Source organism: Streptomyces sp. NPDC054863, from assembly GCF_053610825.1.
Map to the genome: position 1 here is coordinate 1 of NZ_JBSGZD010000101.1, position 24,985 is coordinate 24,985.

Consider the following 24,985-nt stretch of genomic DNA (forward strand, 5'->3'; position numbering starts at 1 on the left):
CCGGGTGGGAGTTACTGCTTCAAGGGCTCCGGGATGCGCATCGTGAGGATGGCCATGTCGTCCGATGCCGGTTCGGCGGCGAAGCGTTCCACGGCGCGCAGGACGCGTGCGGCGACGGCGCCGGCCGTCAGGCCCGTACAGCCGGCGAGGACTTCGGCCAGGCCGTCGTCGCCGAGCATGCGGGTGCCCTCGCGGCGCTCCGTGATGCCGTCGGTGACGCACAGGAGGACGTCGCCGGGATCGAGGGTGATGGTCTCCTCGTAGAGCTCCAGGTCCTCCATGACGCCGAGGAGGGGCTGCGGTTCGGCGGCGGGGGTGACCGTGCCGTCCGGGCGGAGGCGCAGGGGGAGGGGGTGGCCCGCGCAGACGATCTTGAGGATGGCGCTGCCGTCCTCCTGCGGCCACAGCTCGCCGTAGAGGAGGGTCAGGAAGCGGCTGCGTTCGCCCTCGTCGAGGATCGCCGCGTTGAGGCGCTCCAGGACCGCCGGGCCGCCGAAGCCCTCGCGGGCGAGCAGGCGCAGGGCATGGCGGGCCAGGCCGGTGACTGCGGCGGCCTGGGGGCCCGTACCGCAGACGTCGCCGATGGCGAAGCCGTACGCGCCGTCGCGGATCGGGAACAGGTCGTAGAAGTCGCCGCCCACTTCGTTGCCTTCGCCCGCGGCGCGGTAGATGACCTCGACCTCGACGCCCGGGATGTGCGGGAGCTCCGGAGGGAGCAGGCTGCGCTGGAGGGACTGGCTGATGGCCATGCGCTCCGAGTACAGGCGGGCGTTGTCCAGGGCGAGAGCGGCACGGCGGGAGAGGTCCTCGGCGAGTTCGAGGATCTCCTGGCGGAAGTGGTCGTCGGTGGGCTTGCCGAGGGTCAGCATGCCGATGACGCGGTTGCGGGCGACCAGGGGGAGGACGACGGTCTCGCCGCCGACCGCGGCGGCGGTGGCGAGGGTGGTGCCGATGCCCGAGCCCAGGTGCGGGGTCGAGCCGAGGCCGAGGCTGCGCATCGAGGTGCGCAGGGCGGCCTGGTGGGCGGCTTCGCCGGGGGCGTTCCAGATGCGGGCGCCGGGGGTGGGGACCGGGTCCGGCGGGCTGATCTTGGAGAGCAGGGCCTTGAGGCCGTCGATGCGCTCCTCGTCCTCGTGCAGGACGTACGAGAGGTACGGGTCGGAGGCCTGGTCCGCGATCGTGTAGACGGCGCACCAGGTGGCGAGGGTGGGGACCGTCATCTGCGCCATGAGGGCGAGGGTCTGGTCCCGGTCGAGGGTGCCGGCGAGGAGGTCGGAGGCCTCGACGAGGAAGGAGAGAGAACCCCGGCGGAGACGTTCGAGCTCGCCGAGGCGGGCGGACTCGACGGCGAGCGCGATGCGGTCGGCGGCGAACTGGAGGCGCAGGGCCTCCTCGTTGGTGTAGCGGCCCGCTGCTTCGGCGGCGACGCCGAGGGAGCCGGTGAGGCGGCCCTCGACCTTCAGGGGGACGGTGACGACGGAGCGCATTCCGGTGCCGTTGAGGAGCGGGACGGCTCCGGGGACGGCCGCAAGGTCCTCGTGGACGGCGGGCATGCGGGCGGAGCCGTATCTTCCGGTGCCGGCCTCGACGGGGACGCGGGCGAAGCGCTGGCGGGCGGAGGGCAGGCCGGTGGTGGCGCGTACCTCCAGCTCCGTCTCGTCGTCGGTGGCGAGGAGGAGGAACGCGGAGTCCGCGTCGAGCATGTCGCGGGCGCGCTCGACCGTGCGCTGGAGGAGGCCGTCGAGGTCGTCGGGGGCGGGGGAGCCGATGAAGACCTCGAAGGGGTCCGCGGTCCTTCCCTCGGGATGGCTGCCGCCTGCGGAGTCGACGGACGGTGGACGCTGCGGGGTCGCGAGGACGGCGCGCTCGACGTCGCGCACCAGGAGACAGACGGTGGACGGCTCGCCCTCGTTGTCCCGGACGCGCAGGTGGGAGGCGTAGACGGGGACGACGCGGCCGTCTTCGCCGCGGATGCCGTAACTGCCCTCCCAGCGGGACATCTGGAGGGCCTCGGCGATGCCGGTGCCGATGCCGGGGGTCTGCGGCCAGGCGGCGAGGTCGGTGAGGGGCTTGCCGGTGACCTGCTCGGGGGCGTACCCGAAGAGGTCCTCGGCGTCCTCGTTCCAGGAGGCGATGGCGCCGGTGCGGTCTATCTGGACGACCGCGACGCGGATGCGGCCGTCGGCGACCGGGAGCATGGCGTCGGTGAGGACCGGACCTGCGAGACGGGTGCCCACCGGGCGCTGCGGGAGGTCGAGTTGGAACCAGACGTGCTTCTGGGTGGGCGTGTACTCGACGCCCCACTTGGAGGCGAGGGCCGCGCAGAGGAGGAGTCCCCGGCCGCCTTCGCGGTCCGGGCCGCCGAGGGAGAGTCCGGTGCCCTGGAGGGGGACCTCGCGCTCCGGGTAGCGGTCGCCGACCTCGACGCGGATGCCCACTTCGGTGCGCAGGCACAGGACGTCGGCCTGGGTGCCTGCGTGGACGACGGCGTTGGTGACGAGTTCGCTGGTGAGGACCACCGCGTCGTCGACGAGCTCGGAATGCCCCCAGCCCTGGAGCGTGTCCCGTACGAAGGCACGGGCAGTCGCGACCGACCGCCCGACAGGGTCGAAAGTGGCAGCCGCCCGCGCCGTGATCACAGCACTCCCCATGTGGTGTTCGTCGCTTCCCCGAGTCCTGTGCCCGTTTCTCGCGGCTTCGATTCGCTCTGCCAGGCTAGACCGTCGGCAGCGGTGCTGTGCCACTGCGTCCTGACTGGGTGCGACCGGGCGTGCGCGGGGGAGGAATCGGTGCGGTGGCTGTAGGCTTCAACGATTTGACGTCCGGGGCGTCACGCACCGAGTGTCGGACAACACCGAGTGTCGGACAAGGCAGTGCGTCAAGGTGGAAGACTGGGAAAGCTTCTAGCGAAGACCCGGGAAATACGGTCGATCCCTGCGGGAGGGACACGGTGGAGTCTGGCGTGGCGGCGCGGGGCAAGAGCACGCGCACAAAAGGCGGACGGTCCCGGAACAATGGGACAACCGAGGTGGACACGGCTGCGCTGAACCGCATGCTGACCGCCTTGGTGTCGATGCGGGACGGCAACTTCAGGAAGCGGCTGACGGTCTCCGGCGACGGAGTGATGTCGGAGATCGCCGCTGTTTTCAATGAGGTGGCCGATCGGAATCTGCATCTGACGGGCGAGTTGGCACGGGTACGGCGGATGGTCGGCCGGGAGGGCAAGCTGGCCGAGCGGCTGGAGACCGGGGCCTGCGAGGGCTCCTGGGCGACGGCGATCGACGCCTCCAACGCGCTCGTCGAGGACCTCGTACGACCGGTGTCCGAGGTCGGCAGGGTGCTGTCCGCGGTGGCGGAGGGCGACCTGGAACAGCGGATGGAGCTGCGGTCGCAGGGCGGGGAGGGCAACGGGCACCCGCTGCGGGGAGAGTTCCTCAAGGTCGGGCGTACGGTCAACAACCTCGTCGACCAGCTGTCCGCGTTCACCGACGAGGTGACGCGGGTCGCCCTGGAGGTCGGTACCGAGGGCAAGTTGGGCGGGCAGGCGCAGGTGCGCGGCATGTCCGGGTCGTGGAAGGACCTCACCGACTCCGTCAATACGATGGCGTACCGGCTGACCGCACAGGTCCGGGACATCGCGCTGGTGACGACGGCGGTCGCCAAGGGCGATCTGTCGCGCAAGGTCACGGTGCACGTGGCCGGCGAGATGCTCCAGCTGAAGAACACCGTGAACACGATGGTGGACCAGCTGTCGTCGTTCTCGTCAGAGGTGACCCGGGTGGCCCGCGAGGTGGGCACCGAGGGCGAACTCGGCGGGCAGGCGCAGGTGCCCGGTGTGGCCGGGGTGTGGAAGGACCTCACCGACTCCGTCAACCTCATGGCCGGGAACCTGACCTCCCAGGTGCGGGGGATCGCCGAGGTGACGACGGCCGTCGCGAGCGGCGACCTGTCGCGGAAGGTCACGGTGAACGCGCGCGGCGAGGTCGCGCAGCTGGCCGAAACGATCAACCAGATGACCGAGACGCTGCGTACCTTCGCGGACGAGGTGACCCGGGTCGCCAGCGAGGTCGGCGGCGAGGGACTGCTGGGCGGGCAGGCGCAGGTGCCGGGTGCGGCGGGTACGTGGAAGGACCTGACGGACTCGGTCAACACGGCCTTCCGCAACCTCACGGACCAGGTGCGCAACATCGCGCAGGTGACGACGGCGGTCGCCAACGGCGACATGTCGCAGAAGGTCACCGTCGACGTGGCCGGCGAGATGCTGGAGCTGAAGAACACCGTCAACACGATGGTGGAGCAGCTCCAGTCCTTCGGTTCGGAAGTGACCCGCGTGGCGCGTGAGGTCGGTGTCGAGGGGCAGCTGGGCGGGCAGGCGCAGGTGCCGGGTGCGGCGGGTACGTGGAAGGACCTGACGGACTCGGTCAACACGGCCTTCCGCAACCTCACCGGCCAGGTGCGGAACATCGCGCAGGTGACGACGGCGGTCGCCAACGGCGATCTGTCGCAGAAGGTCACCGTCGACGTCTCCGGCGAGATGCTGGAGCTCAAGAACACCGTGAACACGATGGTCGACCAGCTGTCGTCGTTCGCCGACCAGGTCACGCGGATGGCGCGCGACGTGGGCACGGAGGGACGGCTCGGCGGTCAGGCGCGCGTCGACGGCGTCAGCGGTACGTGGAAGGAACTCACCGACTCCGTCAACTTCATGGCCGGGAACCTGACGTCGCAGGTGCGGCAGATCGCCCAGGTCACGACGGCGGTGGCGCGCGGTGACCTGTCGCAGAAGATCGACGTGGACGCCCGCGGCGAGATCCTGGAGCTGAAGAACACCATCAACACGATGGTCGACCAGCTGTCCGCCTTCGCGGACCAGGTGACCCGGGTCGCCCGCGACGTGGGTACGGAGGGGCGGCTCGGCGGCCAGGCGCAGGTGCCCGGTGTCGCCGGTGTGTGGCGTGATCTGACGGACTCGGTGAACGGCATGGCCGGGAACCTCACCGCCCAGGTGCGCAACATCGCGCAGGTCGCCACGGCGGTGGCGCGCGGTGACCTGTCGCAGAAGATCGACGTGGACGCCCGCGGCGAGATCCTGGAGCTGAAGAACACCCTCAACACGATGGTCGACCAGCTCTCGAACTTCGCGGAGCAGGTGACCCGGGTGGCCCGCGAGGTGGGCACCGAGGGCATGCTCGGCGGTCAGGCCGAGGTCCAGGGCGTCAGCGGCACCTGGAAGGACCTCACCCAGTCCGTCAACTTCATGGCCAACAACCTGACGTCGCAGGTGCGCAACATCGCCGAGGTCACCACCGCGGTGGCCACGGGCGACCTGTCGAAGAAGATCACCGTCGACGCGAAGGGCGAGATCCTCGACCTCGTCACGACCGTGAACACGATGGTCGACCAGCTCTCCAACTTCGCCGACGAGGTGACCAGGGTCGCCCGCGAGGTGGGCACCGAGGGAATCCTGGGTGGTCAGGCCCGGGTGCGCGGAGTCACCGGCATCTGGAAGGAACTCACCGACAACGTCAACTTCATGGCGAACAACCTGACCTCCCAGGTGCGCAACATCTCCCGGGTCTCGTCCGCGGTCGCCAACGGCGATCTGACGAAGAAGGTCACCGTCGAGGCGCGCGGAGAGGTCGCCGAGCTGGCCGACACGGTGAACACCATGGTGCGGACGCTGTCGTCGTTCGCCGACGAGGTGACCCGGGTGGCCCGTGAGGTGGGCACGCAGGGCGAGCTGGGCGGTCAGGCGCGGGTGCCGGGTGTCGCCGGTACGTGGAAGGACCTCACCGAGTCGGTGAACTCGATGGCCTCCAACCTCACCGGCCAGGTGCGGCAGATCGCGACCGTCACCACCGCCATCGCCAAGGGTGATCTCACCAAGAAGATCGACATCGACGCCCGGGGCGAGATCCAGGACCTGAAGGACACCATCAACACGATGGTCGACCAGCTGTCCTCGTTCGCCGACCAGGTCACCAGGGTGGCCCGCGAGGTGGGCACCGACGGGCAGCTGGGCGGGCAGGCACGGGTGCGGGACGTCGACGGTACGTGGCGCGACCTCACCGAATCGGTGAACGAGATGGCCGGGAACCTGACCCGTCAGGTGCGGGCCATCGCGGCCGTCGCCACCGCGGTCACCCGCGGCGACCACAGCCTGAAGATCGACGTGGATGCCAGGGGCGAGATCCAGGAGCTCCAGGACAACATCAACACCATGATCGCCAACCTGCGCGACACCACCCAGACCAACCAGGAGCAGGACTGGCTCAAGGGCAACCTGGCCCGGATCTCCGGTCTGATGCAGGGCCGCAGGGACCTCGACGACGTCGCCTCGCTGATCATGAGCGAGCTGACTCCGGTGGTCTCGGCCCAGCAGGGCGCGTTCTTCCTGGCGCTTCCTTCGGGGGCGTCGGCGGTCAAGGGGGCCGAGGTCGGTGCGGAGGTGGACAGCCCGTACCAGCTGCGGATGCGCGGGAGCTACGGCTATTCCACGGGCGCGATGCCGACCGTCTTCCGGCCGGGGGAGACCCTCATCGGGACGGCGGCCGAGGAGAAGCGGACCATCCAGGTGAAGGTGCCGCCGGGGTACCTGAAGATCTCCTCGGGGCTCGGGGAGGCGCCGCCCGCGCATGTGATCGTGCTGCCGGTGCTCTTCGAGGGGCAGGTCCTGGGGGTGATCGAGCTGGCGTCGTTCCAGCCGTTCACACACATCCAGAAGGACTTCCTGAACCAGATCGCGGAAATGATCGCGACCAGCGTCAACACGATCAGCGTCAACACGAAGACCGAGGTCCTCCTTGAGCAGTCGCAGGAGCTGACCGAGCAACTGCGCGAGCGCTCCGAGGAGTTGGAGAACCGGCAGAAGGCCCTCCAGGAGTCCAACGCCGAACTGGAGGAGAAGGCCGAGCAGTTGGCCCGGCAGAACCGCGACATCGAGGTGAAGAACACCGAGATCGAGGAGGCCAGGCAGGTCCTGGAGGAGCGGGCCGAGCAGCTCGCGGTCTCCATGCGCTACAAGTCGGAGTTCCTGGCGAACATGTCGCACGAGCTGCGCACGCCGCTCAACTCCCTCCTCATCCTGGCCAAGTTGCTCGCCGACAACGCCGACGGGAACCTCTCCCCGAAGCAGGTCGAGTTCGCCGAAACGATCCACGGGGCCGGTTCCGACCTGCTCCAGCTGATCAACGACATCCTCGACCTGTCCAAGGTCGAGGCGGGCAAGATGGACGTGTCGCCGACCCGGATCGCCCTGGTCCAGCTCGTCGACTACGTGGAGGCCACCTTCCGGCCGCTCACCGCGGAGAAGGGACTCGACTTCTCGGTACGGGTCTCGCCGGAGCTCCCCGCCACCCTGCACACCGACGAGCAGCGCCTGCTCCAGGTGCTGCGCAACCTGCTGTCCAACGCGGTGAAGTTCACCGACACCGGCGCCGTCGAGCTGGTGATCCGGCCCGCCAACTCCGACGTACCGCACGAGATCCGTGAGCAGCTGCTCGAAGCCGGGTCGCTGCGGGACGTCGACGGCGACCTGATCGCCTTCTCGGTCACCGACACCGGCATCGGCATCGCGGCCAGCAAGATGCGCGTCATCTTCGAGGCGTTCAAGCAGGCCGACGGCACGACCAGCAGGAAGTACGGCGGTACGGGCCTGGGCCTGTCCATCAGCCGGGAGATCGCCCGGCTCCTCGGCGGCGAGATCCACGCGGCGAGCGAACCGGGCCGCGGCTCGACGTTCACGCTGTATCTGCCGCTGCACCCGAGCGAACTGCCGCCCCAGGGCTACCCGCAGCTCGCTCCCGGCGGGATCGAACTGCCGCGCCGGGCGGCGGCGCAGGACGCGTCGGAGCCGACGGAGACCCCGTACCACCTCGGTGTCGTACGCAACGACCCGCAGACCGGACCCGCCGGTCTTTTCCGGCGCCGCCGCAAGGCACTCGGCGCGACCGAGCAGCGGCCCGCGCTGCCCGGCCAGCCGGCGGCGGCTGCGAGCAGCACGCCGCAGGATCCGTGGGTGGGGCAGCAGAGCGAGGAGACGGCGCCCGAGGAGCGGCGGACCTTCGGGTTCTCCGGAGAGAAGGTGCTGATCGTCGACGACGACATCCGCAACGTCTTCGCGCTCACCAGCGTCCTGGAGCAGCACGGCCTTTCGGTGCTGTACGCGGAGAACGGGCGCGAGGGCATCGAAGTCCTGGAGCAGCACGACGATGTGACGGTCGTGCTGATGGACATCATGATGCCGGAGATGGACGGCTACGCGACGACGACGGCGATCCGCAGGATGCCGCAGTTCGCCGGGCTGCCGATCATCGCGCTCACCGCCAAGGCGATGAAGGGCGACCGGGAGAAGGCGATCGACTCGGGTGCTTCCGACTACGTGACGAAGCCGGTCGACCCGGACCATCTGCTCGGTGTGATGGAACAGTGGATGCGCGGGGAGGAGTGAGCCCGTCCGCCGTACGGGCGCTCCGGCGACCGTACGGTGGGGGCAGGCGGGCGTCGGTCGCGGGCAGTCGTGTTGACTGAGTGTGGCCGACGGCGTGTGAGAGCACGGTATTCGGGGAACCTTCTGGTCTCCCGATGCGTTTCTGCTACGTGCACAGTGACATCGCGGTGACAGGGTGTGGCGACCGGGTGGGTACGGCTACCATGACCGGCACAAGGACGGGCGACGCAAGGGAGTCGTCCTCCGGGGCGGCGCCCGGTGCACTGCCGGGGCGAGGAGGACGGGCCATGGTGCAGAAGGCCAAGATCCTCCTGGTCGATGACCGGCCGGAGAATCTGTTGGCGCTGGAGGCCATTCTCTCCGCGCTCGATCAGACACTGGTGAGGGCATCGTCAGGGGAGGAAGCGCTCAAAGCACTGCTTACTGATGACTTCGCGGTCATCCTGCTGGACGTACAGATGCCGGGCATGGACGGATTCGAAACCGCCGCGCACATCAAGCGGCGGGAGCGGACGCGGGACATCCCGATCATCTTCCTCACCGCGATCAATCACGGTCCGCACCACACCTTCCGGGGTTATGCGGCCGGCGCGGTGGACTACATCTCGAAGCCGTTCGACCCGTGGGTGCTCCGCGCCAAGGTCTCGGTGTTCGTCGAGCTGTACATGAAGAACTGCCAGCTGCGGGAGCAAGCAGCGCTGCTGCGCCTCCAGTTGGAGGGTACGAACCGGGTGGACGCGGGAGCGGTCAAGGAGCCCGTCGGCCTCCTGGCCGAGCTGTCCGCACGGCTCGCGGCGGTCGAGGAGCAGGCGGAGGCGCTCTCCAAGCAGCTCGACGACGACTCGGCGGACGCCGCGGCCGTCGCCACCGCCGCACACCTGGAGCGCAAACTCACGGGCCTGCGCCGGGCGCTCGACGCGCTGGAGCCGGGTACGGGTGGCGGCACGGGGACACTCCCGTCGCAGAACTGACGGTGCGGCAGTCCCGCGGTCGGCGAGGTGCCGGCCGCGGGGCAGTCGCAGCATCGGGCGAGGGACTGTCGGCGCGTCAATTTCCCACTGTGCACAGGGCGACACGTACGGGTGGTGCCGTAGGCACACGTGTCGCTCGGCGTCTCCACCGGTAACCTCTAGCCCCATGGCCTCACGTACGTCCGGCAAGGGTTCCCAGAGCACGACGGGCACCGCGAAGCCGCGCGCCGGTCGTACGCCGGGCGCTGCGAAGAAGGCGGCGCCCGCCAAGGCCGCCGCGAAACCACCGGTGAAGAAAACCGCGGCGAAACCCGCGGCGAAGAAGTCGGCCCCGGCGAAGAAGGCCCCCGCCAAGAAGGCGGCCAGGCCGGCGCCCAAGCCCGCGCCGTCTCCGACCGGGGGCATCTACAAGCTTGCGCGCGGCGCCTACCTGGGTCTCGCACACGGAGTCGGAGCGATGTTGCGTGGCATAGGGCGTGGCGCGAAGGGCCTCGACCCGGCGCACCGCAAGGACGGGCTCGCGCTCCTGCTGCTCGGCCTCGCGCTGATCGTCGCGGCCGGGACCTGGGCACATCTGCGCGGTCCTGTCGGCGACCTGGTGCAGATGCTGGTCACCGGCGCCTTCGGACGGCTCGACCTGCTCGTACCGCTGCTGCTCGGCATCATGGGCGTGCGGCTGATCATGCATCCGGAGCGGCCCGAGGCCAACGGACGGATCGTCATCGGGCTGTCCGCGCTGGCGATCGGCGTGCTCGGGCAGGTGCACATCGCGTGCGGTTCGCCCGGGCGCGACGCCGGCAGTGAGGCGATGCAGGACGCGGGCGGACTGATCGGCTGGGCGGCCTCGATGCCGCTGACCTTCACGATGGGCGAGGTGCTGGCCGTACCGCTGCTGCTCCTCGTCACGGTGTTCGGGCTGCTGGTGGTCACGGCGACGCCGGTCAACGCGATTCCGCAGCGGCTGCGGCAGCTGGGCGTGCGGCTCGGGATCATCGAGCCACGGCCGGAGGAGATCGCCGCACAGCACGCCGCGCGGCACGAGGACGACGAGCGCTACGACGAGCAGTGGCGCGAAGCGCTTCCGGCGGGCTCGCAGCGGCCCTCTGCGCGCCGGAGCGAAGCGCCGGAGCACGACCAGGACGCGGCGGAGGAAGAGGCGCTGGGACGGCGCCGCAGGCCCCGCAGGGCGCCTTCCGTGCAGCCCTCACAGTTCGCCCGGCCGCTGGACGCGGTGGACGTGGCCGCAGCCGCTGCCGCCGCGCTCGACGGCGCGGTGATGAACGGGCTGCCGCCGTCGCCGATCGTCCGCGACCTCACGCAGGGGGTCTCGCAGGACCAGGAGCGGACGTCGTCCGTGCCGTCGGCGCGGGAGGCCGTGTCGTCGGCCGCACCGGCCCCGGCCGACCCGTCCGCCGCCTCCGCACCGACGGAACCTCCGGCCAAGGCTCCGGAACGGGCGCGTCCGGTCGGCGCCCGGCTGGACTCCCCGCCGTCGCGCGCCGCCGACCTCACCAAGGAGCCGCCGAAGGAGTCCGCCTCACTGCCGCCGCGCGCGGAGCAGCTCCAGCTCGCCGGCGACATCACGTACTCCCTGCCCTCCCTGGACCTGCTGGAGCGCGGCGGGCCAGGCAAGACGCGCAGCGCGGCCAACGACGCGGTCGTCGAGTCCCTCTCCAACGTCTTCATGGAGTTCAAGGTCGACGCGGCCGTCACCGGCTTCACCCGCGGCCCGACGGTCACCCGCTACGAGGTCGAGCTCGGCCCGGCCGTCAAGGTCGAGAAGATCACCGCACTGACCAAGAACATCGCGTACGCGGTGGCCTCACCGGACGTACGGATCATCTCGCCGATCCCCGGCAAGTCCGCCGTCGGCATCGAGATCCCCAACAGCGACCGCGAAATGGTCAACCTCGGCGACGTGCTCCGCCTCGCGGACGCCGCCGAGGACGACCACCCGATGCTGGTGGCGCTCGGCAAGAACGTCGAGGGCGGCTACGAGATGGCCAACCTGGCGAAGATGCCGCACGTCCTGGTCGCCGGAGCCACCGGCTCCGGAAAGTCGTCCTGCATCAACTGCCTGATCACCTCGGTCATGGTGCGGGCCACCCCCGAGGACGTACGGATGGTGCTCGTCGACCCCAAGCGGGTCGAGCTGACCGCTTACGAGGGCATCCCGCACCTGATCACCCCGATCATCACCAACCCGAAGCGGGCCGCCGAGGCGCTCCAGTGGGTCGTACGGGAAATGGACCTGCGCTACGACGACCTGGCGGCCTTCGGCTACCGGCACATCGACGACTTCAACGCGGCCGTCCGCAGCGGCAAGCTCAAGACGCCCGAGGGCAGCGAGCGGGAGCTCCAGGCCTACCCGTACCTCCTCGTCATCGTCGACGAGCTGGCGGACCTGATGATGGTCGCGCCGCGCGACGTCGAGGACTCGATCGTCCGCATCACCCAGTTGGCCCGCGCCGCCGGCATCCATCTGGTGCTCGCCACGCAGCGTCCTTCGGTGGACGTCGTGACCGGTCTGATCAAGGCGAACGTGCCGTCCCGGCTCGCCTTCGCCACCTCCTCGCTCGCCGACAGCCGGGTCATCCTCGACCAGCCGGGCGCCGAGAAGCTGATCGGCAAGGGCGACGGCCTCTTCCTGCCGATGGGGGCCAACAAGCCGACCCGTATGCAGGGCGCCTTCGTCACCGAGGACGAGGTCGCGGCCGTCGTCCAGCACTGCAAGGACCAGATGGCCCCGGTCTTCCGGCAGGACGTGGTCGTCGGTACGAAGCAGAAGAAGGAGATCGACGAGGACATCGGCGACGACCTCGATCTGCTCTGCCAGGCCGCTGAGCTGGTCGTTTCCACCCAGTTCGGGTCGACGTCGATGCTGCAGCGCAAGCTGCGGGTCGGCTTCGCGAAGGCGGGCCGGCTGATGGACCTGATGGAGTCCAGGGGCATCGTGGGGCCGAGCGAGGGGTCCAAGGCACGCGACGTGTCCGTGAAGCCGGATGAATTGGATGGCGTACTGGACGTGATCCGGGGAGAGTCTCCTTCATAAGCCTCCTTTCATACGGCCCGACAAGACTCACTCGTACGAGATCAGAGGCAACCGTTTCCCTTGTGCTTACGTCCAGTTGAGGGAGGGGAGGCGTCATGGTCCGTCAGCGGTGGCACCGTGGGCGGCGCCGGGGTGCCTTCGGGGTGCCGGGCCGTTCCGATGGCGTACAAAGACGGCTCTCCCGCTTGCCCCACCCTTTCGTCACCCCCCTAGACTGAACCTCCAGCAGGTGGCTCACGCTCGAAAGGCGCCCCCGTGTCCATCGGCAACTTTCCAGACTCTCCCGGCAACGCACCTGAAGACGACCGGCCCTCGATCGGTCGTGCCCTCCAGCAGGCCCGGATCGCCGCAGGTCTGACGGTCGATGAAGTCAGTACGTCGACCCGGGTGCGCATTCCGATCGTCCACGCCATCGAGGCGGACGACTTCTCCCGCTGCGGCGGCGACGTCTACGCCCGCGGCCACATCCGTACGCTCGCGAGCGCCGTCGGACTCGACGCCTCCGCTCTCGTCGCGCAGTACGACGGCGAACACGGCGGACGGCCCGCCCCGACGCCCGCCGCCCCGCTCTTCGAGGCGGAGCGGATCAGGCCCGAGCCGCGCAGGCCCAACTGGACCGCCGCGATGGTCGCGGCGATCGTCGCGGTGGTCGGCTTCGTCGGCTTCACGATGTTCAGCGGCAACGACAAGCCGAACGGCACCCGCAGCGTCGCCGAGGGTGCCACCGCCACCGCGCCCGCCCCGAAGCCCACCCCCACCAAGGGTCCGGCCAAGCCCGCCGACCCCAAGCCCGACCCGACGGACAGCGCCATCGCGGCGGCCCCGAAGGACCGCGTCACGGTCAAGATGGTGGCGACCGGCAGCAAGAGCTGGATCTCCGCCCGGGCGCAGAACGGCCGGCTGCTCTTCGACGGATTCCTCAAGAAGGGCGACTCGAAGACCTTCACCGACCCGGAGCAGCTCGACGTGGTGCTCGGCGACGCCGACGCGATCCAGCTGTTCGTGAACGGCAAGGAGGTCCAGGACGACTTCCAGCCGGGCCAGGTCGAGCGGCTCACGTACACCAGGGGCGACCCCGCGGCGGGCTGATCGACGCCCGTGCGGCGAAGGTCATGTCGTACCTCCTGTCCGTACGTCGTCGCAGGTCGGGAAGGGGTAGTTCCGCGAGGGGCGTCGTGGCGGCCCCTCGCGGCCCGGGCGTGCGCCGGGACAAAGTAGTCTTGAGTCCATGCCCGAACGCCGCACCGTCGCCCTTGTCACTCTTGGCTGCGCCCGTAACGAGGTGGACTCGGAGGAGCTGGCAGGCCGCTTGGCAGCGGACGGCTGGGACCTCGTCGAGAACGCCTCGGACGCGGACGTCGCAGTCGTCAACACCTGCGGATTCGTCGAGGCCGCCAAGAAGGACTCCGTCGACGCCCTGCTCGAAGCCAACGATCTGAAGGATCACGGCAGGACCCAGGCCGTCGTCGCCGTGGGCTGCATGGCCGAGCGGTACGGCAAGGACCTCGCGTCGGCCCTGCCGGAGGCCGACGCCGTGCTCGGTTTCGACGACTACGCCGACATCTCCAACCGCCTCCAGACCATCCTCGGCGGTGGCAGCATCGAGGCCCACACCCCGCGCGACCGGCGCAAGCTCCTCCCGATCAGCCCCGCCGAGCGCCAGTCCGCCGACGTCTCGCTGCCGGGTCACGCGCAGGAGGCCGCTCCGGCCCCCGCGGACCTTCCGGACGGTGTCGCACCCGTGTCGGGCCCGCGCGCGCCGCTCCGCCGCCGCCTGGGCACCAGCCCGGTCGCCTCGGTGAAGCTGGCGTCCGGCTGCGACCGGCGCTGCTCGTTCTGCGCCATCCCCTCCTTCCGCGGCTCCTTCATCTCGCGACGCCCCAGCGACGTGCTCCAGGAGACGCGCTGGCTGGCCGAGCAGGGCGTCAAGGAGGTCATGCTGGTCTCCGAGAACAACACCTCGTACGGCAAGGACCTCGGCGACATCCGGCTCCTGGAGACGCTGCTGCCCGAGCTGTCCGAGGTCGAGGGCATCGAGCGGGTCCGCGTCAGCTACCTCCAGCCGGCCGAGATGCGGCCGGGTCTCATCGACGTCCTGACGTCGACGCCGAAGGTCGCCCCCTACTTCGACCTGTCCTTCCAGCACTCGGCGCCCGGCGTGCTGCGCGCGATGCGCCGCTTCGGGTCCACCGAGCAGTTCTGGGAGCTCCTGGAGACCATTCGCAGCAAGGCGCCGCAGGCCGGTGTGCGCTCCAACTTCATCGTGGGCTTCCCCGGCGAGACCGAGGAGGACTTCGCGGAGCTGGAACGCTTCCTCACCGGTGCGCGCCTGGACGCCATCGGCGTGTTCGGCTACTCGGACGAAGAGGGCACCGAGGCGGTGACGTACGGGAACAAGCTGGACGACGACGTGATCGCCGAGCGTCTCGCGCACATCTCGCGGCTCGCGGAGGAGCTGACCAGCCAGCGGGCGGAGGAGCGGCTCGGCGAGACGCTGGAGGTGCTCGTCGAGTCCATCGACGAGGAGGACGGTGCGGTCGGCCGTGCGGCGCACCAGGCACCGGAGACGGACGGCCAGGTGGTCTTCACGACCAGCCACGGCTTGACGCCCGGTCGTATGGTCGTGGCAAAGGTGGTCGGTACCGAGGGCGTGGACCTCGTCGCCGAGCCGCTGCCCGGTGCAGGCGACGACAGCACCAGCGAGGTCCCTGAGGAGGCGGCCAGATGAGCGGAATCCCGGCGTCCGCGACGGGCGGTACCGGCAGGTCGACGCCGGTGACCGGCGGAAAGCTGGGAGCTGCGGCCGTGAGCCAGGCCAGTCTGTGGAACATCGCCAACATCCTGACGATGCTGCGGCTGGTGCTCGTGCCGGGCTTCGTGATGCTGCTGCTCGCCGACGGCGGGTACGACCCGATCTGGCGTGCGTGGGCCTGGGCGGCGTTCGCCGTCGCCATGATCACGGACGTCTTCGACGGACATCTGGCGCGTACGTACAACCTGGTCACGGACTTCGGGAAGATCGCCGACCCGATCGCGGACAAGGCGATCATGGCGGCGGGTCTGATCTGCCTTTCGGGGCTCGGCGATCTGTCCTGGTGGGTGACCGGGGTGATTCTCTTCCGTGAGCTCGGGATCACGCTGATGCGGTTCTGGGTGATCAGGCACGGAGTGATTCCGGCCAGCCGCGGCGGCAAGATGAAGACGCTCGCGCAGGGCACGGCGGTCGGCATGTACGTGCTGGCGCTGACCGGGCCGCTGGCGACGTTCCGGTGGTGGGTGATGGCGGTGGCCGTGGTGCTGACCGTGGTCACCGGGCTCGACTACGTACGGCAGGCGGTCGTGCTGCGGCGGGCGGGGCTTGCGGCGGAGCGGTCCGCTCGGTGAGTTCGGGTTCTGCTTCGGGTGCGGGTTCCGGGCCGGGTGCGGGTGCGGTCTCCGAGCCGGGCGCGGTTTCCGGGCCGGGGCCGGTGTGCGGGCCGGGTGCGGAGGGGGCTGCTGGGGTTCTGGCGGTGCTCGGTGCGCGGGGGGAGACCCTTGCGGTCGCGGAGTCGCTGACCGGAGGGCTGGTGGCGGGCGAGCTCACGGGCGTGCCCGGCGCCTCGAAGGTCTTCCGGGGGTCCGTGACCGCTTATGCGACCGAGCTGAAGCGGGACATCCTCGGCGTCGCGCCGGACCTGCTGCGGGCGCGCGGCGCGGTGGACGCCGGGGTCGCGCGGCAGATGGCGGAGGGCGTGCGGCGGGTGCTGGGGGCCGACTGGGGGATCTCCACGACCGGTGTCGCGGGGCCCGAACCGCAGGACGGACAGCCCGTCGGCACGGTTTTCGTGGCGGTCGCGGGGCCCGGCGGGGTCGGGAAAGTGGCCGCGCTGCGGTTGAACGGCAGCCGTTCGGACATTCGTAGAGAGAGTGTGCGGGGAGTTTTCGAGCTGCTCGCAGGTGAACTGGTCGAAAATGCGCGGGCACAGGATACGGAACACAACGGGGGAACTTGATGTTTGCAGCCCTGAGTGAACACGACATCGCTCCCCGCACGGCCGCACCGCGAGGCGGTACGGTGGGGCGTGAAGGATGCGGCTACGCGGTCCGAGGAGGGAGCCACCGATGATTCTGCTCCGTCGCCTGCTGGGTGACGTGCTGCGTCGGCAGCGCCAGCGCCAGGGCCGTACTCTGCGCGAAGTCTCCTCGTCCGCCCGGGTTTCGCTCGGCTATCTCTCCGAGGTGGAGCGGGGGCAGAAGGAGGCATCCTCCGAGCTGCTTTCCGCGATCTGCGACGCGCTTGATGTACGGATGTCCGAGCTCATGCGGGAAGTGAGCGACGAACTCTCCCTGGCCGAACTGGCTGCGTCGGCTGCGGCCGGCGAGACGCCGGTGCGCCAGCCAGTACGACCGATGCTCAATTCGGTCTCCGTGACGTCGGTGACCGGTGTGTCCGGTGTGCCGACCGAGCGAGTGACGATCAAGGCACCTGCGGAAGCGGTGGACGTCGTCGCTGCCTAACGAATGAAGTAGTGCTGCACGTGCCGGAGCCCCGGCCGATCCCGTTCTGCGGGTCGGTCGGGGCTCCGGTCTTTTTTATACCCCGAATGACCGGATTGGATCAGTTATGGCAGGGTTGGGGGTGCTGATGCAGGTTTCTGTTATTTCTGAGGAGGACACTCCATGTCTGTCGTGAAGAGCACCCTGCCCGAGGCCGACCTCAAGGTCGTCGGCGAGGCGCTGCAGGGCGCGCTGGTGGACCTGGTCGACCTGTCGCTGGTCGCCAAGCAGGTCCACTGGAACGTGGTGGGACCGCGATTCCGTTCCGTACACCTTCAGCTCGACGACGTGGTGGCTTCGGCCCGACTGCACTCCGACTCGGTCGCCGAGCGGGCGTCCGCGCTCGGCATCAACGCGGACGGGCGGGCCGGCACGGTCGCCGCTTCGAGCGCCGTCAAGGAGGCGCCGACGGGCTGGATCAAGGACACCGACGCGGTGCGGATCCTGGTGGACGCGCTCGGCGCGGTGATCGTCGGGATGCGCGAGCGCATCGCCGCGACCGGTGACCCGGACCCGGTGACCCAGGACCTGATCATCGGGCTGACGGCCGACCTGGAGAAGCACGCGTGGATGTTCCAGGCGGAGAGCGCCGCGTAGGGCGCGTGACGGTGTGATCCGTACGGGGCCAGGCGTGCGCCGGGTGCGCGGTGAGTGCTTCGGGCGCTCCTGTTGCGCCCGGTGCGCCCTGCCGTACGGGAAAGCCCGCGTCTAGCGTCGGCCGGAGGAGGCAGCCATGGTGCGGCGCGAGTTCTGGGGGAGCCGGGGGCCGCGGGGGCGTCGGGTGTTGCTGCTGGGGGCGCTGGGGCTGGTGCTCGGCGGGGTGTGGTGGTGGGCGGTGCTGAGGCTGCTGCTGGTGCCCGAGGGAACGGGCGTGGTGGAGGGGGCGGTGGCTGCCGGGGGATGGGGGCTGAGCCTGCTGCCGGTACACGTGGCGGCTCGGGGTCCGGGGAGGATGCGGGCTCGGGAACGGACGGTGGTGGGGGTGCAGGGGGACTCTTGCGGGCGGGCGGGTGCTTCTGGGCGGGCGGGCGATTCTAAGGGGGTGTCACCTTCTGGGCGGGGGGCTCCACTTGGACGGGGGGACTCTTCTGGTCGGGTGCCGCCTGGGCGGGGGGCTTCTTCTGGGTGGGTGGCTCAGAAGCGAGGCTCGTTCACCAAGGCATGGCGACGCCGCCGTTGGGGCGGAGGATCTGGCCCGTCGTGAAGGCGGCGGCGTCGGAGGCCAGGTGCAGGACGGCGTGTGCGACGTCCTCGGGTTCGCCGACGCGGCCGAGCGGGGTGATGCGGGTCATGGCGGCTTCGGCGCTGTGCTGGAGCGTGGCGTCGTGGCGATCGGTCATGGGCGTACGCACCCAGCCGGGGGCGACCGCGTTGACGCGGATGCCGTGCGGGCCCAGTTCGGTGGCGAGGGTCTTCGTCAACTGGACGACCGCGGCCTTGGCTGCGCTGTAACAGAACAGGCCGGCGTTGGCGGAGTCGACGGCGCCCGAGGCGATGGTGATGATGCTGCCGGGGGGCCTGGGGGCGACGGGGGCTTCGGGGGTCTCGGGGGTCTCGGGGGTCTCGGGGGTGCCCGGGGTGCTGGGGCTTTCGGGGCCGGATCGGCGACTGCCGGCGGCCCCGGGGTTCGCCGCGAGCATGGTGCGGGCTGCTTCCTGGCAGGCGTACAGGACTCCTTTGAAGTTGACGGTGAGGACTCGGTCGAGGTCCTCGTCGGTGGTGTCCAGGACGCTGCTGAAGTGCATGATTCCGGCGGCGGCTACGAGGACGTCGACGCGGTCGGTGGCCGCCATGGCCTCCCGGAGGCGGGTGCGGTCCGTCACGTCGAGGGTGTGGGTGACCGCGACGGCGCCGGTCTTGGCGATGCGGCGGGCGGTCTCGGCCAGGCCCGCCTCGTCGCGGTCCGCGCAGTGGACGACGGCGCCCGCTTCGGCGAGCAGCTCGGCGGTGGCGCGGCCTATGCCGCTCGCGGCGCCGGTGACGAATGCGGTGCGGCCGGTGAGGTCGTACGCCTGGAGTCGTACGGGGAGAGCCATGGTCCGACCGTACGAGCGAATCTGACGGTGCGTCAATTGGTGGGACCGGACTGGCAGTTCGGGCACCAGTAGGTCGGGCGGTCGCGGGTTCCGTCGCCCTGGTCGGCCTTGCGGACCGGCGTCGCACAACGGAGGCAGGGGCGGGACTCCCGGCCGTAGACGTAGAGGCGGTCGGTGACGCGGGTGGAGGGGGAGGACGGGGCGGCTCGGGTGGTGGTTGAGGTGCGCGGGACGGTTGTCGTGCGGCGGTCGGGGTGGTCCTTGTTCGCGTCGAGCAGGCGGTGGGCGGTCGCGACCAGGCGGGCGGGGACGTCGGGGGCGAGGGCGCCGACCGGGAGCCAGGGGGTGACCCGGGCGAGGAAGCAGAGCTCGGACTTGTAGACGTTGCCGATGCCCGCGAGATTGCGCTGGTCGAGGAGGGCTTCGCCGAGGGGCCGGTCGGGGGCGGCGAGGAGGTTGCGCACGGCTCGGTCCTGGAGCGCGGTGCCCCAGTCGGGGGAGAGGAGGTCGGGGCCGAGGTGGCCGACGGCGGAGGCTTCGTCGGCGGTACGGAGGAGTTCGAGGACGGGGAGGCGGTAGCCGACGGCGGTGGCCTCGGTGTTCTGGAGGACGGCGCGGATCTGGTGGGCGGGGCCGCCGCGCCAGGGTTCGCCGGGGGCGTAGATCCGCCAGGAGCCGTCCATCCGGAGATGCGAGTGGAGGGTGAGACCGCCCTCGATACGGGTGAGGAGGTGCTTGCCGTACGAGATGACGTCGAGGACCGTGCGGCCGTCCAGGTCGGCGGTGGCGAAGCGGGGAACGCGCAGGTCGGCGTGGGTGAGGGGGCGACCGGCGAGGGCGGTGTGCAGGCGGTGGGCCGCTTGCCGGACGGTGTCTCCTTCGGGCATGTGTCCATGATGGGGGGAAATGGCGGGGAGGGGGCTGGGGGAGTGAGGTGCGGGTGGTCGGGGTGGGAGGGCGGCCGTGCGGGCCGGGGCGGTGTCGTGGGGCGAGTGGGCCGGGTTCGAGGCGGGGCGTGGCCGGGCCGGGGGCGTGCGGGCTGGGGACTGGGCGGGGCCGGGTGGTGGGGCCCTCGTGGGTGCGTTGGGTAGGGCGTGGCCTCTGCGGGCGTTTTGGGTGAGAAGGAGCCTCAGGGGCGCATGCGGAGGCCTTTGGGAGTGGCGTGGAAGCCGGCTGTTTCGAGGGTGCGGCCGAGGGGGGAGGTGAGGGCGGGTGTGTTGTTGATGCGCTCGACGGTGACCGTGCCGAGAGCCCCCGCGCGAGCCGCCGCGGTGAGGGCGTCGGCTGCGGCGCGGAGGCGGTCGTCGGGGGCGTCCGGGGCGGTAGGGGCACCCCGGGTGTTCGGAGTGGTCAAGGAGGCTGGGGTGGTCGGGGAGGCTGGGGGGTGGCCGGGGACGGGGGTTTGCGGCAGGTCCGGGTGCGCCGGCCAGGCGAGGAGGGTTTTGCCGCCGCGCTCCATGTAGAGGGTCAGCTCGCCGTCGACCAGCACGACCAGGGACCCGGCCTTGCGGCCGGGCTTGTGGCTCACTCCGGCCGGTGGCTCGGGCCAGGGCAGTGCCGCGCCGTACGCATTGGCGGGGTCGGCGGCGGCCAGGACGACGGCCCGGTTCGGTGCGTCGCCCTCGGCGCGCTCACGCGCCGTCGCCGCCGCGCGGAGCCGGTCGACCGCGCCGTCCATCGCGAACTGGGCGGCGCCCAGGCCCTCGACGACGTAACCCCGCCGTGCCTGCCCGCTGTCCTCGAACGCGGCGAGGATGCGGTAGATCGCGGAGAAGCCGCCCTCCACTCCCTCGGCGGCGACCGCGCCCCTGGTGACGACGCCGTGCCGGTCGAGGAGGGTGCGGGCGAGGGCGTGGGCCCGGTGGGTCGGGTCGGGTTCGGGGGCGGGGAGCAGGGACCAGCGGCCCGCGACCGTGGGCGGTCCGGTGCGGGAGACGGGGCGGGCGGCTCCGGTGAGGGAGCCGTAACGGCCGCGCGGGACCGTGCGTTTCGCACGGTGGGCCGTGGCGCCCGCCGTACGCCCCGAACCGAGGACGGCGCGCAGTGGGGCGAGCGTGTCGTTGGTGAGACGGCCGGACCAGGCCAGGTCCCAGACGGCGTCGGCCAGTTGGGGGTCGGTGGCGTCCGGGTGCGTGGTGGCGCGGACCTGGTCGGTGATCTGGCGGAAGAACAGGCCGTAGCCGCCGGAGAGGGTGGCGAGGACGGACTCGTGGAGCGCGGAGAGCTCAAGCGGGTGGGGTGGCGGGAGGAGCAGCGGTGCGGTGTCGGCGAGGTGGAGGGAGACCCAGCCGTCCTTGCCGGGCAGGGCGCCCGCGCCCGCCCACAGCACCTCGCCGGTGGTGGTGAGTTCGTCGAGGAGGGCCGGGCTGTAGCCCGCGACGCGGGAGGGGAGCACGAGCTTTTCCAGGGCGGAGGCCGGGACGGCGGCGCCCTGCAGCTGTTCCACGGCGCGGACCAGGCCGTCGATGCCGCGCAGGCCGTTGCTGCCGTAGTGCTGCCACTGGGGGAGGAAGGTGGCCAGGGCGGCGGGTGCGACCGGTTCGAGCTCCTGGCGCAGGGCGGCCAGCGAGCGGCGGCGCAGTCGGCGCAGGACCGTGGCGTCGCACCACTCCTGGCCGATGCCGGAGGGGTGGAACTCGCCCTGGACGACACGGCCGCCCGCGGCCAGACGGTGCAGGGCGCCGTCCGTGACCGCGGCGCCGAGGCCGAAGCGGGCGGCGGCAGTGGTGGACGTGAAGGGTCCGTGCGTGCGGGCGAACCGGGCGAGAAGGTCGCCGAGGGGGTCCTTGACGGGCTCGGTGAACGCCTCCGGGACACCCACCGGGAGCGCCGTGCCGAGTGCGTCGCGCAGTCGGCCGGCGTCCTCGATCGCCGCCCAGTGGTCCGTACCGGCGATACGGACCCGGATCACGCGGCGTGCGTCCGCGAGGTCCTGCGGCCACCGGGTGTCCGCGCCGCGCGCCTCCAACTCGGTGCCGGTGAGCGGGCCGAGGACACGCAGCAGGTCGGCGACGCCCTCCGCATCCTTGATGCGGCGGTCCTCGGTGAGCCACTGGAGCTCCTGCTCCAGCTGGGTCAGGACGTCCGCGTCGAGCAGTTCGCGCAGCTCCGCCTGGCCGAGCAGCTCGGCGAGGAGACGGGAGTCGAGCGAGAGCGCGGCGGCGCGCCGCTCGGCGAGGGGCGAGTCGCCCTCGTACAGGAACTGTGCGACGTAGCCGAAGAGGAGGGAGCGGGCGAAGGGGGACGGCTCGGGGGTGGTGACCTCGACGAGGCGGACCCGGCGGGCCTCGATGTCGCCCATCAGCTCGGTCAGACCCGGCACGTCGAAGACGTCCTGGAGGCACTCGCGGACCGCTTCGAGGACGATCGGGAACGAGCCGAACTCACTGGCCACCTGAAGGAGCTGGGAGGCGCGCTGGCGCTGCTGCCAGAGCGGGGTGCGCTTGCCGGGGCTGCGGCGGGGGAGCAGCAGCGCGCGGGCCGCGCACTCGCGGAACCGGGCGGCGAACAGTGCGGAGCCGCCGACCTGGTCGGTGACGATCTGCGCGACCTCGCCCTTGTCGAAGAGGGTGTCGGCGGCGCTGATCGGGGCCTGGTCGGTGTCGTACTCGGTGCCCGGGGGCCGCGCCGGAGAGTCCAGCGGGTCCAGGCCCATCAGGTCGAGCCCCATCAGGTCCGCGTCCGGCAGGCGCAGCACGATGCCGTCGTCGGCATGCATCACCTGGGCATCCATGCCGTACTTCTCGGAGAGCCGGGCGCCGAGCGCCAGCGCCCACGGGGCGTGCACCTGCGCGCCGAAGGGGGAGTGCACGACGACCCGCCAGTCGCCCAGCTCGTCGCGGAACCGCTCGACGACGATCGTGCGGTCGTCCGGGACGTGACCCGCCGCGCGGCGCTGCTCGTCGAGGTAGGACAGCACGTTGTCGGCGGCCCAGTCGTCCAGGCCCGCGGCCCGGAGCCGGGTGCGGGCCTTGTCGGGGGCCAGTCCGCCGATCTCGCGGAGGAACGCACCGAGCGCACGGCCCAGTTCGAGCGGGCGGCCCAGCTGGTCGCCCTTCCAGAAGGGGAGTCGGCCCGGCACGCCGGGGGCGGGGGAGACCAGGACCCGGTCGCGGGTGATGTCCTCGATGCGCCATGACGTCGTACCCAGGGTGAAGACGTCGCCCGCGCGGGACTCGTAGACCATCTCCTCGTCGAGCTCGCCGACCCGGCCGCCGCCCTTCTTCGGGTCGGACCCGGCCAGGAAGACGCCGAAGAGACCGCGGTCGGGGATGGTGCCGCCCGAGGTGACCGCGAGCCGCTGCGCTCCCGGCCGGCCCGTGACCGTACCGGCGATGCGGTCCCAGACGACGCGCGGGCGCAGCTCGGCGAAGGCGTCGGAGGGGTAGCGTCCGGCGAGCATGTCGAGGACGGCGGTGAACGCCGACTCGGGCAGCGAGGCGAAGGGGGCCGCGCGGCGGGCCAGCGCGAGGAGGTCGTCGGCCTGCCACGTGTCCATGGCGACCGTCGCGACGAGCTGCTGCGCCAGAACGTCGAGGGGGTTGGCCGGGACGCGCAGGGACTCGATGGAGCCACTGCGCATCCGCTCGGTGACCACGGCCGCCTGGACCAGGTCGCCCCGGTACTTGGGGAAGACGACACCGGTCGACACCGCGCCCACCTGGTGTCCCGCGCGGCCCACGCGCTGGAGACCGGAGGCGACCGACGGCGGCGACTCGACCTGGATCACCAGGTCCACCGCGCCCATGTCGATGCCCAGTTCGAGGCTGGATGTGGCGACGACGGCGGGCAGCCGGCCCGCCTTCAGGTCCTCCTCGACGAGAGAACGCTGCTCCTTGGAGACCGAGCCGTGGTGGGCCCGGGCCAGCAGGGGCGGCGCGCCCTGGGCGGCCCCTGACTGGCCCATCAGCTCGGCGGGGGAGCCCCCCTCGGGGAGGGCCTCGCCGGTGGCCCTCTCGTACGCGATCTCGTTCAGCCGGTTGCACAGGCGCTCGGCGAGGCGGCGGGAGTTGACGAAGACGATCGTCGAGCGGTGCGCCTGGACGAGGTCGGCGATCCGTTCCTCCACCTGCGGCCAGATGGAGGGCTTGTCGCCCTGGTCGTCGTCCCTGGCGGGGGAGCCGCCCAGCTCGCCCATGTCCTCGACGGGCACCACCACCGACAGGTCGAAGACCTTGCCCGACGGCGGCTGGACGATCTCGACCCGGCGCTGCGGGGACAGGAAGCGGGCCACTTCGTCGACCGGGCGGACCGTCGCGGACAGGCCGATCCGGCGGGCGGGCCGGGGCAGCAGCTCGTCCAGCCGCTCCAGCGACAGGGCGAGGTGTGCCCCGCGCTTGGTGCCCGCCACGGCGTGCACCTCGTCCAGGATGACCGTCTCCACGCCCTCCAGGGCTTCGCGCGCGGAGGAGGTGAGCATCAGGAACAGCGATTCGGGAGTGGTGATCAGGATGTCCGGCGGCCTGGTCGCGATCGACCGGCGCTCGGCGGGCGGGGTGTCGCCGGAGCGGATGCCGACCCGGATCTCCGGCTCGGGCAGCCCCAGGCGCACGGCTTCCTGGCGGATGCCGGTCAGCGGGCTGCGGAGGTTGCGCTCGACGTCGACGGCGAGGGCCTTCAGCGGCGAGATGTACAGCACCCGGCAGCGCTTCTTCGCGTCCGCGGGCGGCGGGGTGGACGCGAGCCTGTCGAGCGAGGCCAGGAAGGCGGCGAGCGTCTTGCCCGAGCCGGTCGGTGCGACGACCAGCACGTCCGCACCCTCGCCGATGGCCCGCCAGGCGCCTTCCTGCGCCGGGGTGGGCGTACGGAAGGCTCCCGTGAACCAGCTGCTGGTCGCGGGGGAGAACGAATCGAGCGCGGTCTTGGCCATGTCCCCATCGTGCACCGCGCCACTGACAACGCGGTGGTGACGGGGGCGCCGGCGGGGCTCACGCGCCGCGGC

At 71.1% G+C, this 24,985-nt stretch carries 13 protein-coding genes; 9 read left to right on the forward strand and 4 right to left on the reverse strand.

All coding sequences use genetic code 11. The features are described from left to right. Positions 1–11: 11 nt before the first annotated feature. Positions 12–2,651 carry a SpoIIE family protein phosphatase gene (locus ACWGIG_RS19450; protein ID WP_453322855.1) on the reverse strand — a complete coding sequence of 880 codons (2,640 nt, stop codon included), beginning with the start codon at positions 2,649–2,651 and terminating at the stop codon, positions 12–14. 401 nt (positions 2,652–3,052) lie between these two features. On the opposite strand from ACWGIG_RS19450, the gene ACWGIG_RS19455 reads away from it, so the two are divergent. The 9 genes from ACWGIG_RS19455 to ACWGIG_RS19495 all read left to right on the forward strand — a co-directional run bounded on the left by ACWGIG_RS19455 (position 3,053) and on the right by ACWGIG_RS19495 (position 17,605). Further along, entirely contained in the window at positions 3,053–8,449 is a 5,397-nt protein-coding gene (locus tag ACWGIG_RS19455) for a HAMP domain-containing protein (protein WP_453322856.1), read from the forward strand. A gap of 287 nt (positions 8,450–8,736) precedes the next feature. Then, positions 8,737–9,420 carry a response regulator gene (locus tag ACWGIG_RS19460; protein ID WP_453322857.1) on the forward strand — a complete coding sequence of 228 codons (684 nt, stop codon included), beginning with the start codon at positions 8,737–8,739 and terminating at the stop codon, positions 9,418–9,420. A 166-nt stretch (positions 9,421–9,586) separates the two neighbouring features. Continuing rightward, a complete protein-coding gene (locus tag ACWGIG_RS19465) occupies positions 9,587–12,472 on the forward strand; it encodes a DNA translocase FtsK (RefSeq protein ID WP_453322858.1) in 2,886 nt (961 codons plus the stop codon). Between the two features lie 255 nt (positions 12,473–12,727). Further along, a complete protein-coding gene (locus ACWGIG_RS19470) occupies positions 12,728–13,561 on the forward strand; it encodes a helix-turn-helix domain-containing protein (protein ID WP_453322859.1) in 834 nt (277 codons plus the stop codon). Between the two features lie 139 nt (positions 13,562–13,700). Then, positions 13,701–15,200 (forward strand): 30S ribosomal protein S12 methylthiotransferase RimO, encoded by a 1,500-nt coding sequence (gene rimO, locus ACWGIG_RS19475; protein ID WP_453322860.1) that lies wholly within the window; start codon positions 13,701–13,703, stop codon positions 15,198–15,200. Continuing rightward, entirely contained in the window at positions 15,197–15,856 is a 660-nt protein-coding gene (gene pgsA, locus ACWGIG_RS19480; RefSeq protein ID WP_453322861.1) for a CDP-diacylglycerol--glycerol-3-phosphate 3-phosphatidyltransferase, read from the forward strand. The genes rimO and pgsA overlap by 4 nt, the downstream gene beginning before the upstream one ends. 83 nt (positions 15,857–15,939) lie before the next feature. Then, positions 15,940–16,464: a CinA family protein gene (locus ACWGIG_RS19485; RefSeq protein ID WP_453322866.1), complete on the forward strand. Its 525-nt coding sequence runs from the start codon at positions 15,940–15,942 to the stop codon at positions 16,462–16,464. 109 nt (positions 16,465–16,573) lie between these two features. Continuing rightward, positions 16,574–16,969 carry a helix-turn-helix domain-containing protein gene (locus ACWGIG_RS19490; protein ID WP_398422421.1) on the forward strand — a complete coding sequence of 132 codons (396 nt, stop codon included), beginning with the start codon at positions 16,574–16,576 and terminating at the stop codon, positions 16,967–16,969. Between the two features lie 162 nt (positions 16,970–17,131). Further along, positions 17,132–17,605, forward strand: coding sequence for a Dps family protein (locus ACWGIG_RS19495; protein ID WP_453322862.1), 474 nt, complete (start codon positions 17,132–17,134; stop codon positions 17,603–17,605). Between the two features lie 554 nt (positions 17,606–18,159). Here the strand turns inward: ACWGIG_RS19495 and ACWGIG_RS19500 are convergent. From ACWGIG_RS19500 to ACWGIG_RS19510, 3 genes are all read right to left on the reverse strand, one after another. Further along, positions 18,160–19,044: an SDR family NAD(P)-dependent oxidoreductase gene (locus ACWGIG_RS19500; protein ID WP_453322863.1), complete on the reverse strand. Its 885-nt coding sequence runs from the start codon at positions 19,042–19,044 to the stop codon at positions 18,160–18,162. Positions 19,045–19,076: 32 nt separating this feature from the next. After that, positions 19,077–19,931: an Fpg/Nei family DNA glycosylase gene (locus ACWGIG_RS19505; protein WP_453322864.1), complete on the reverse strand. Its 855-nt coding sequence runs from the start codon at positions 19,929–19,931 to the stop codon at positions 19,077–19,079. A gap of 242 nt (positions 19,932–20,173) precedes the next feature. Then, positions 20,174–24,913, reverse strand: coding sequence for an Lhr family ATP-dependent helicase (locus ACWGIG_RS19510; RefSeq protein ID WP_453322865.1), 4,740 nt, complete (start codon positions 24,911–24,913; stop codon positions 20,174–20,176). Between the last annotated feature and the right edge of the window lie 72 nt (positions 24,914–24,985).

What these genes read in the sequence shown, in the direction of transcription:
- ACWGIG_RS19450 (WP_453322855.1), bottom strand. Translation starts at nt 2,651, where the DNA reads ATGGGGAGTGCTGTGATCACGGCGCGGGCGGCTGCCACTTTCGACCCT.
- ACWGIG_RS19455 (WP_453322856.1), top strand. Translation starts at nt 3,053, where the DNA reads ATGCTGACCGCCTTGGTGTCGATGCGGGACGGCAACTTCAGGAAGCGG.
- ACWGIG_RS19460 (WP_453322857.1), top strand. Translation starts at nt 8,737, where the DNA reads ATGGTGCAGAAGGCCAAGATCCTCCTGGTCGATGACCGGCCGGAGAAT.
- ACWGIG_RS19465 (WP_453322858.1), top strand. Translation starts at nt 9,587, where the DNA reads ATGGCCTCACGTACGTCCGGCAAGGGTTCCCAGAGCACGACGGGCACC.
- rimO (WP_453322860.1), top strand. Translation starts at nt 13,701, where the DNA reads ATGCCCGAACGCCGCACCGTCGCCCTTGTCACTCTTGGCTGCGCCCGT.
- pgsA (WP_453322861.1), top strand. Translation starts at nt 15,197, where the DNA reads ATGAGCGGAATCCCGGCGTCCGCGACGGGCGGTACCGGCAGGTCGACG.
- ACWGIG_RS19490 (WP_398422421.1), top strand. Translation starts at nt 16,574, where the DNA reads ATGATTCTGCTCCGTCGCCTGCTGGGTGACGTGCTGCGTCGGCAGCGC.
- ACWGIG_RS19495 (WP_453322862.1), top strand. Translation starts at nt 17,132, where the DNA reads ATGTCTGTCGTGAAGAGCACCCTGCCCGAGGCCGACCTCAAGGTCGTC.
- ACWGIG_RS19500 (WP_453322863.1), bottom strand. Translation starts at nt 19,044, where the DNA reads ATGGCTCTCCCCGTACGACTCCAGGCGTACGACCTCACCGGCCGCACC.
- ACWGIG_RS19505 (WP_453322864.1), bottom strand. Translation starts at nt 19,931, where the DNA reads ATGCCCGAAGGAGACACCGTCCGGCAAGCGGCCCACCGCCTGCACACC.
- ACWGIG_RS19510 (WP_453322865.1), bottom strand. Translation starts at nt 24,913, where the DNA reads ATGGCCAAGACCGCGCTCGATTCGTTCTCCCCCGCGACCAGCAGCTGG.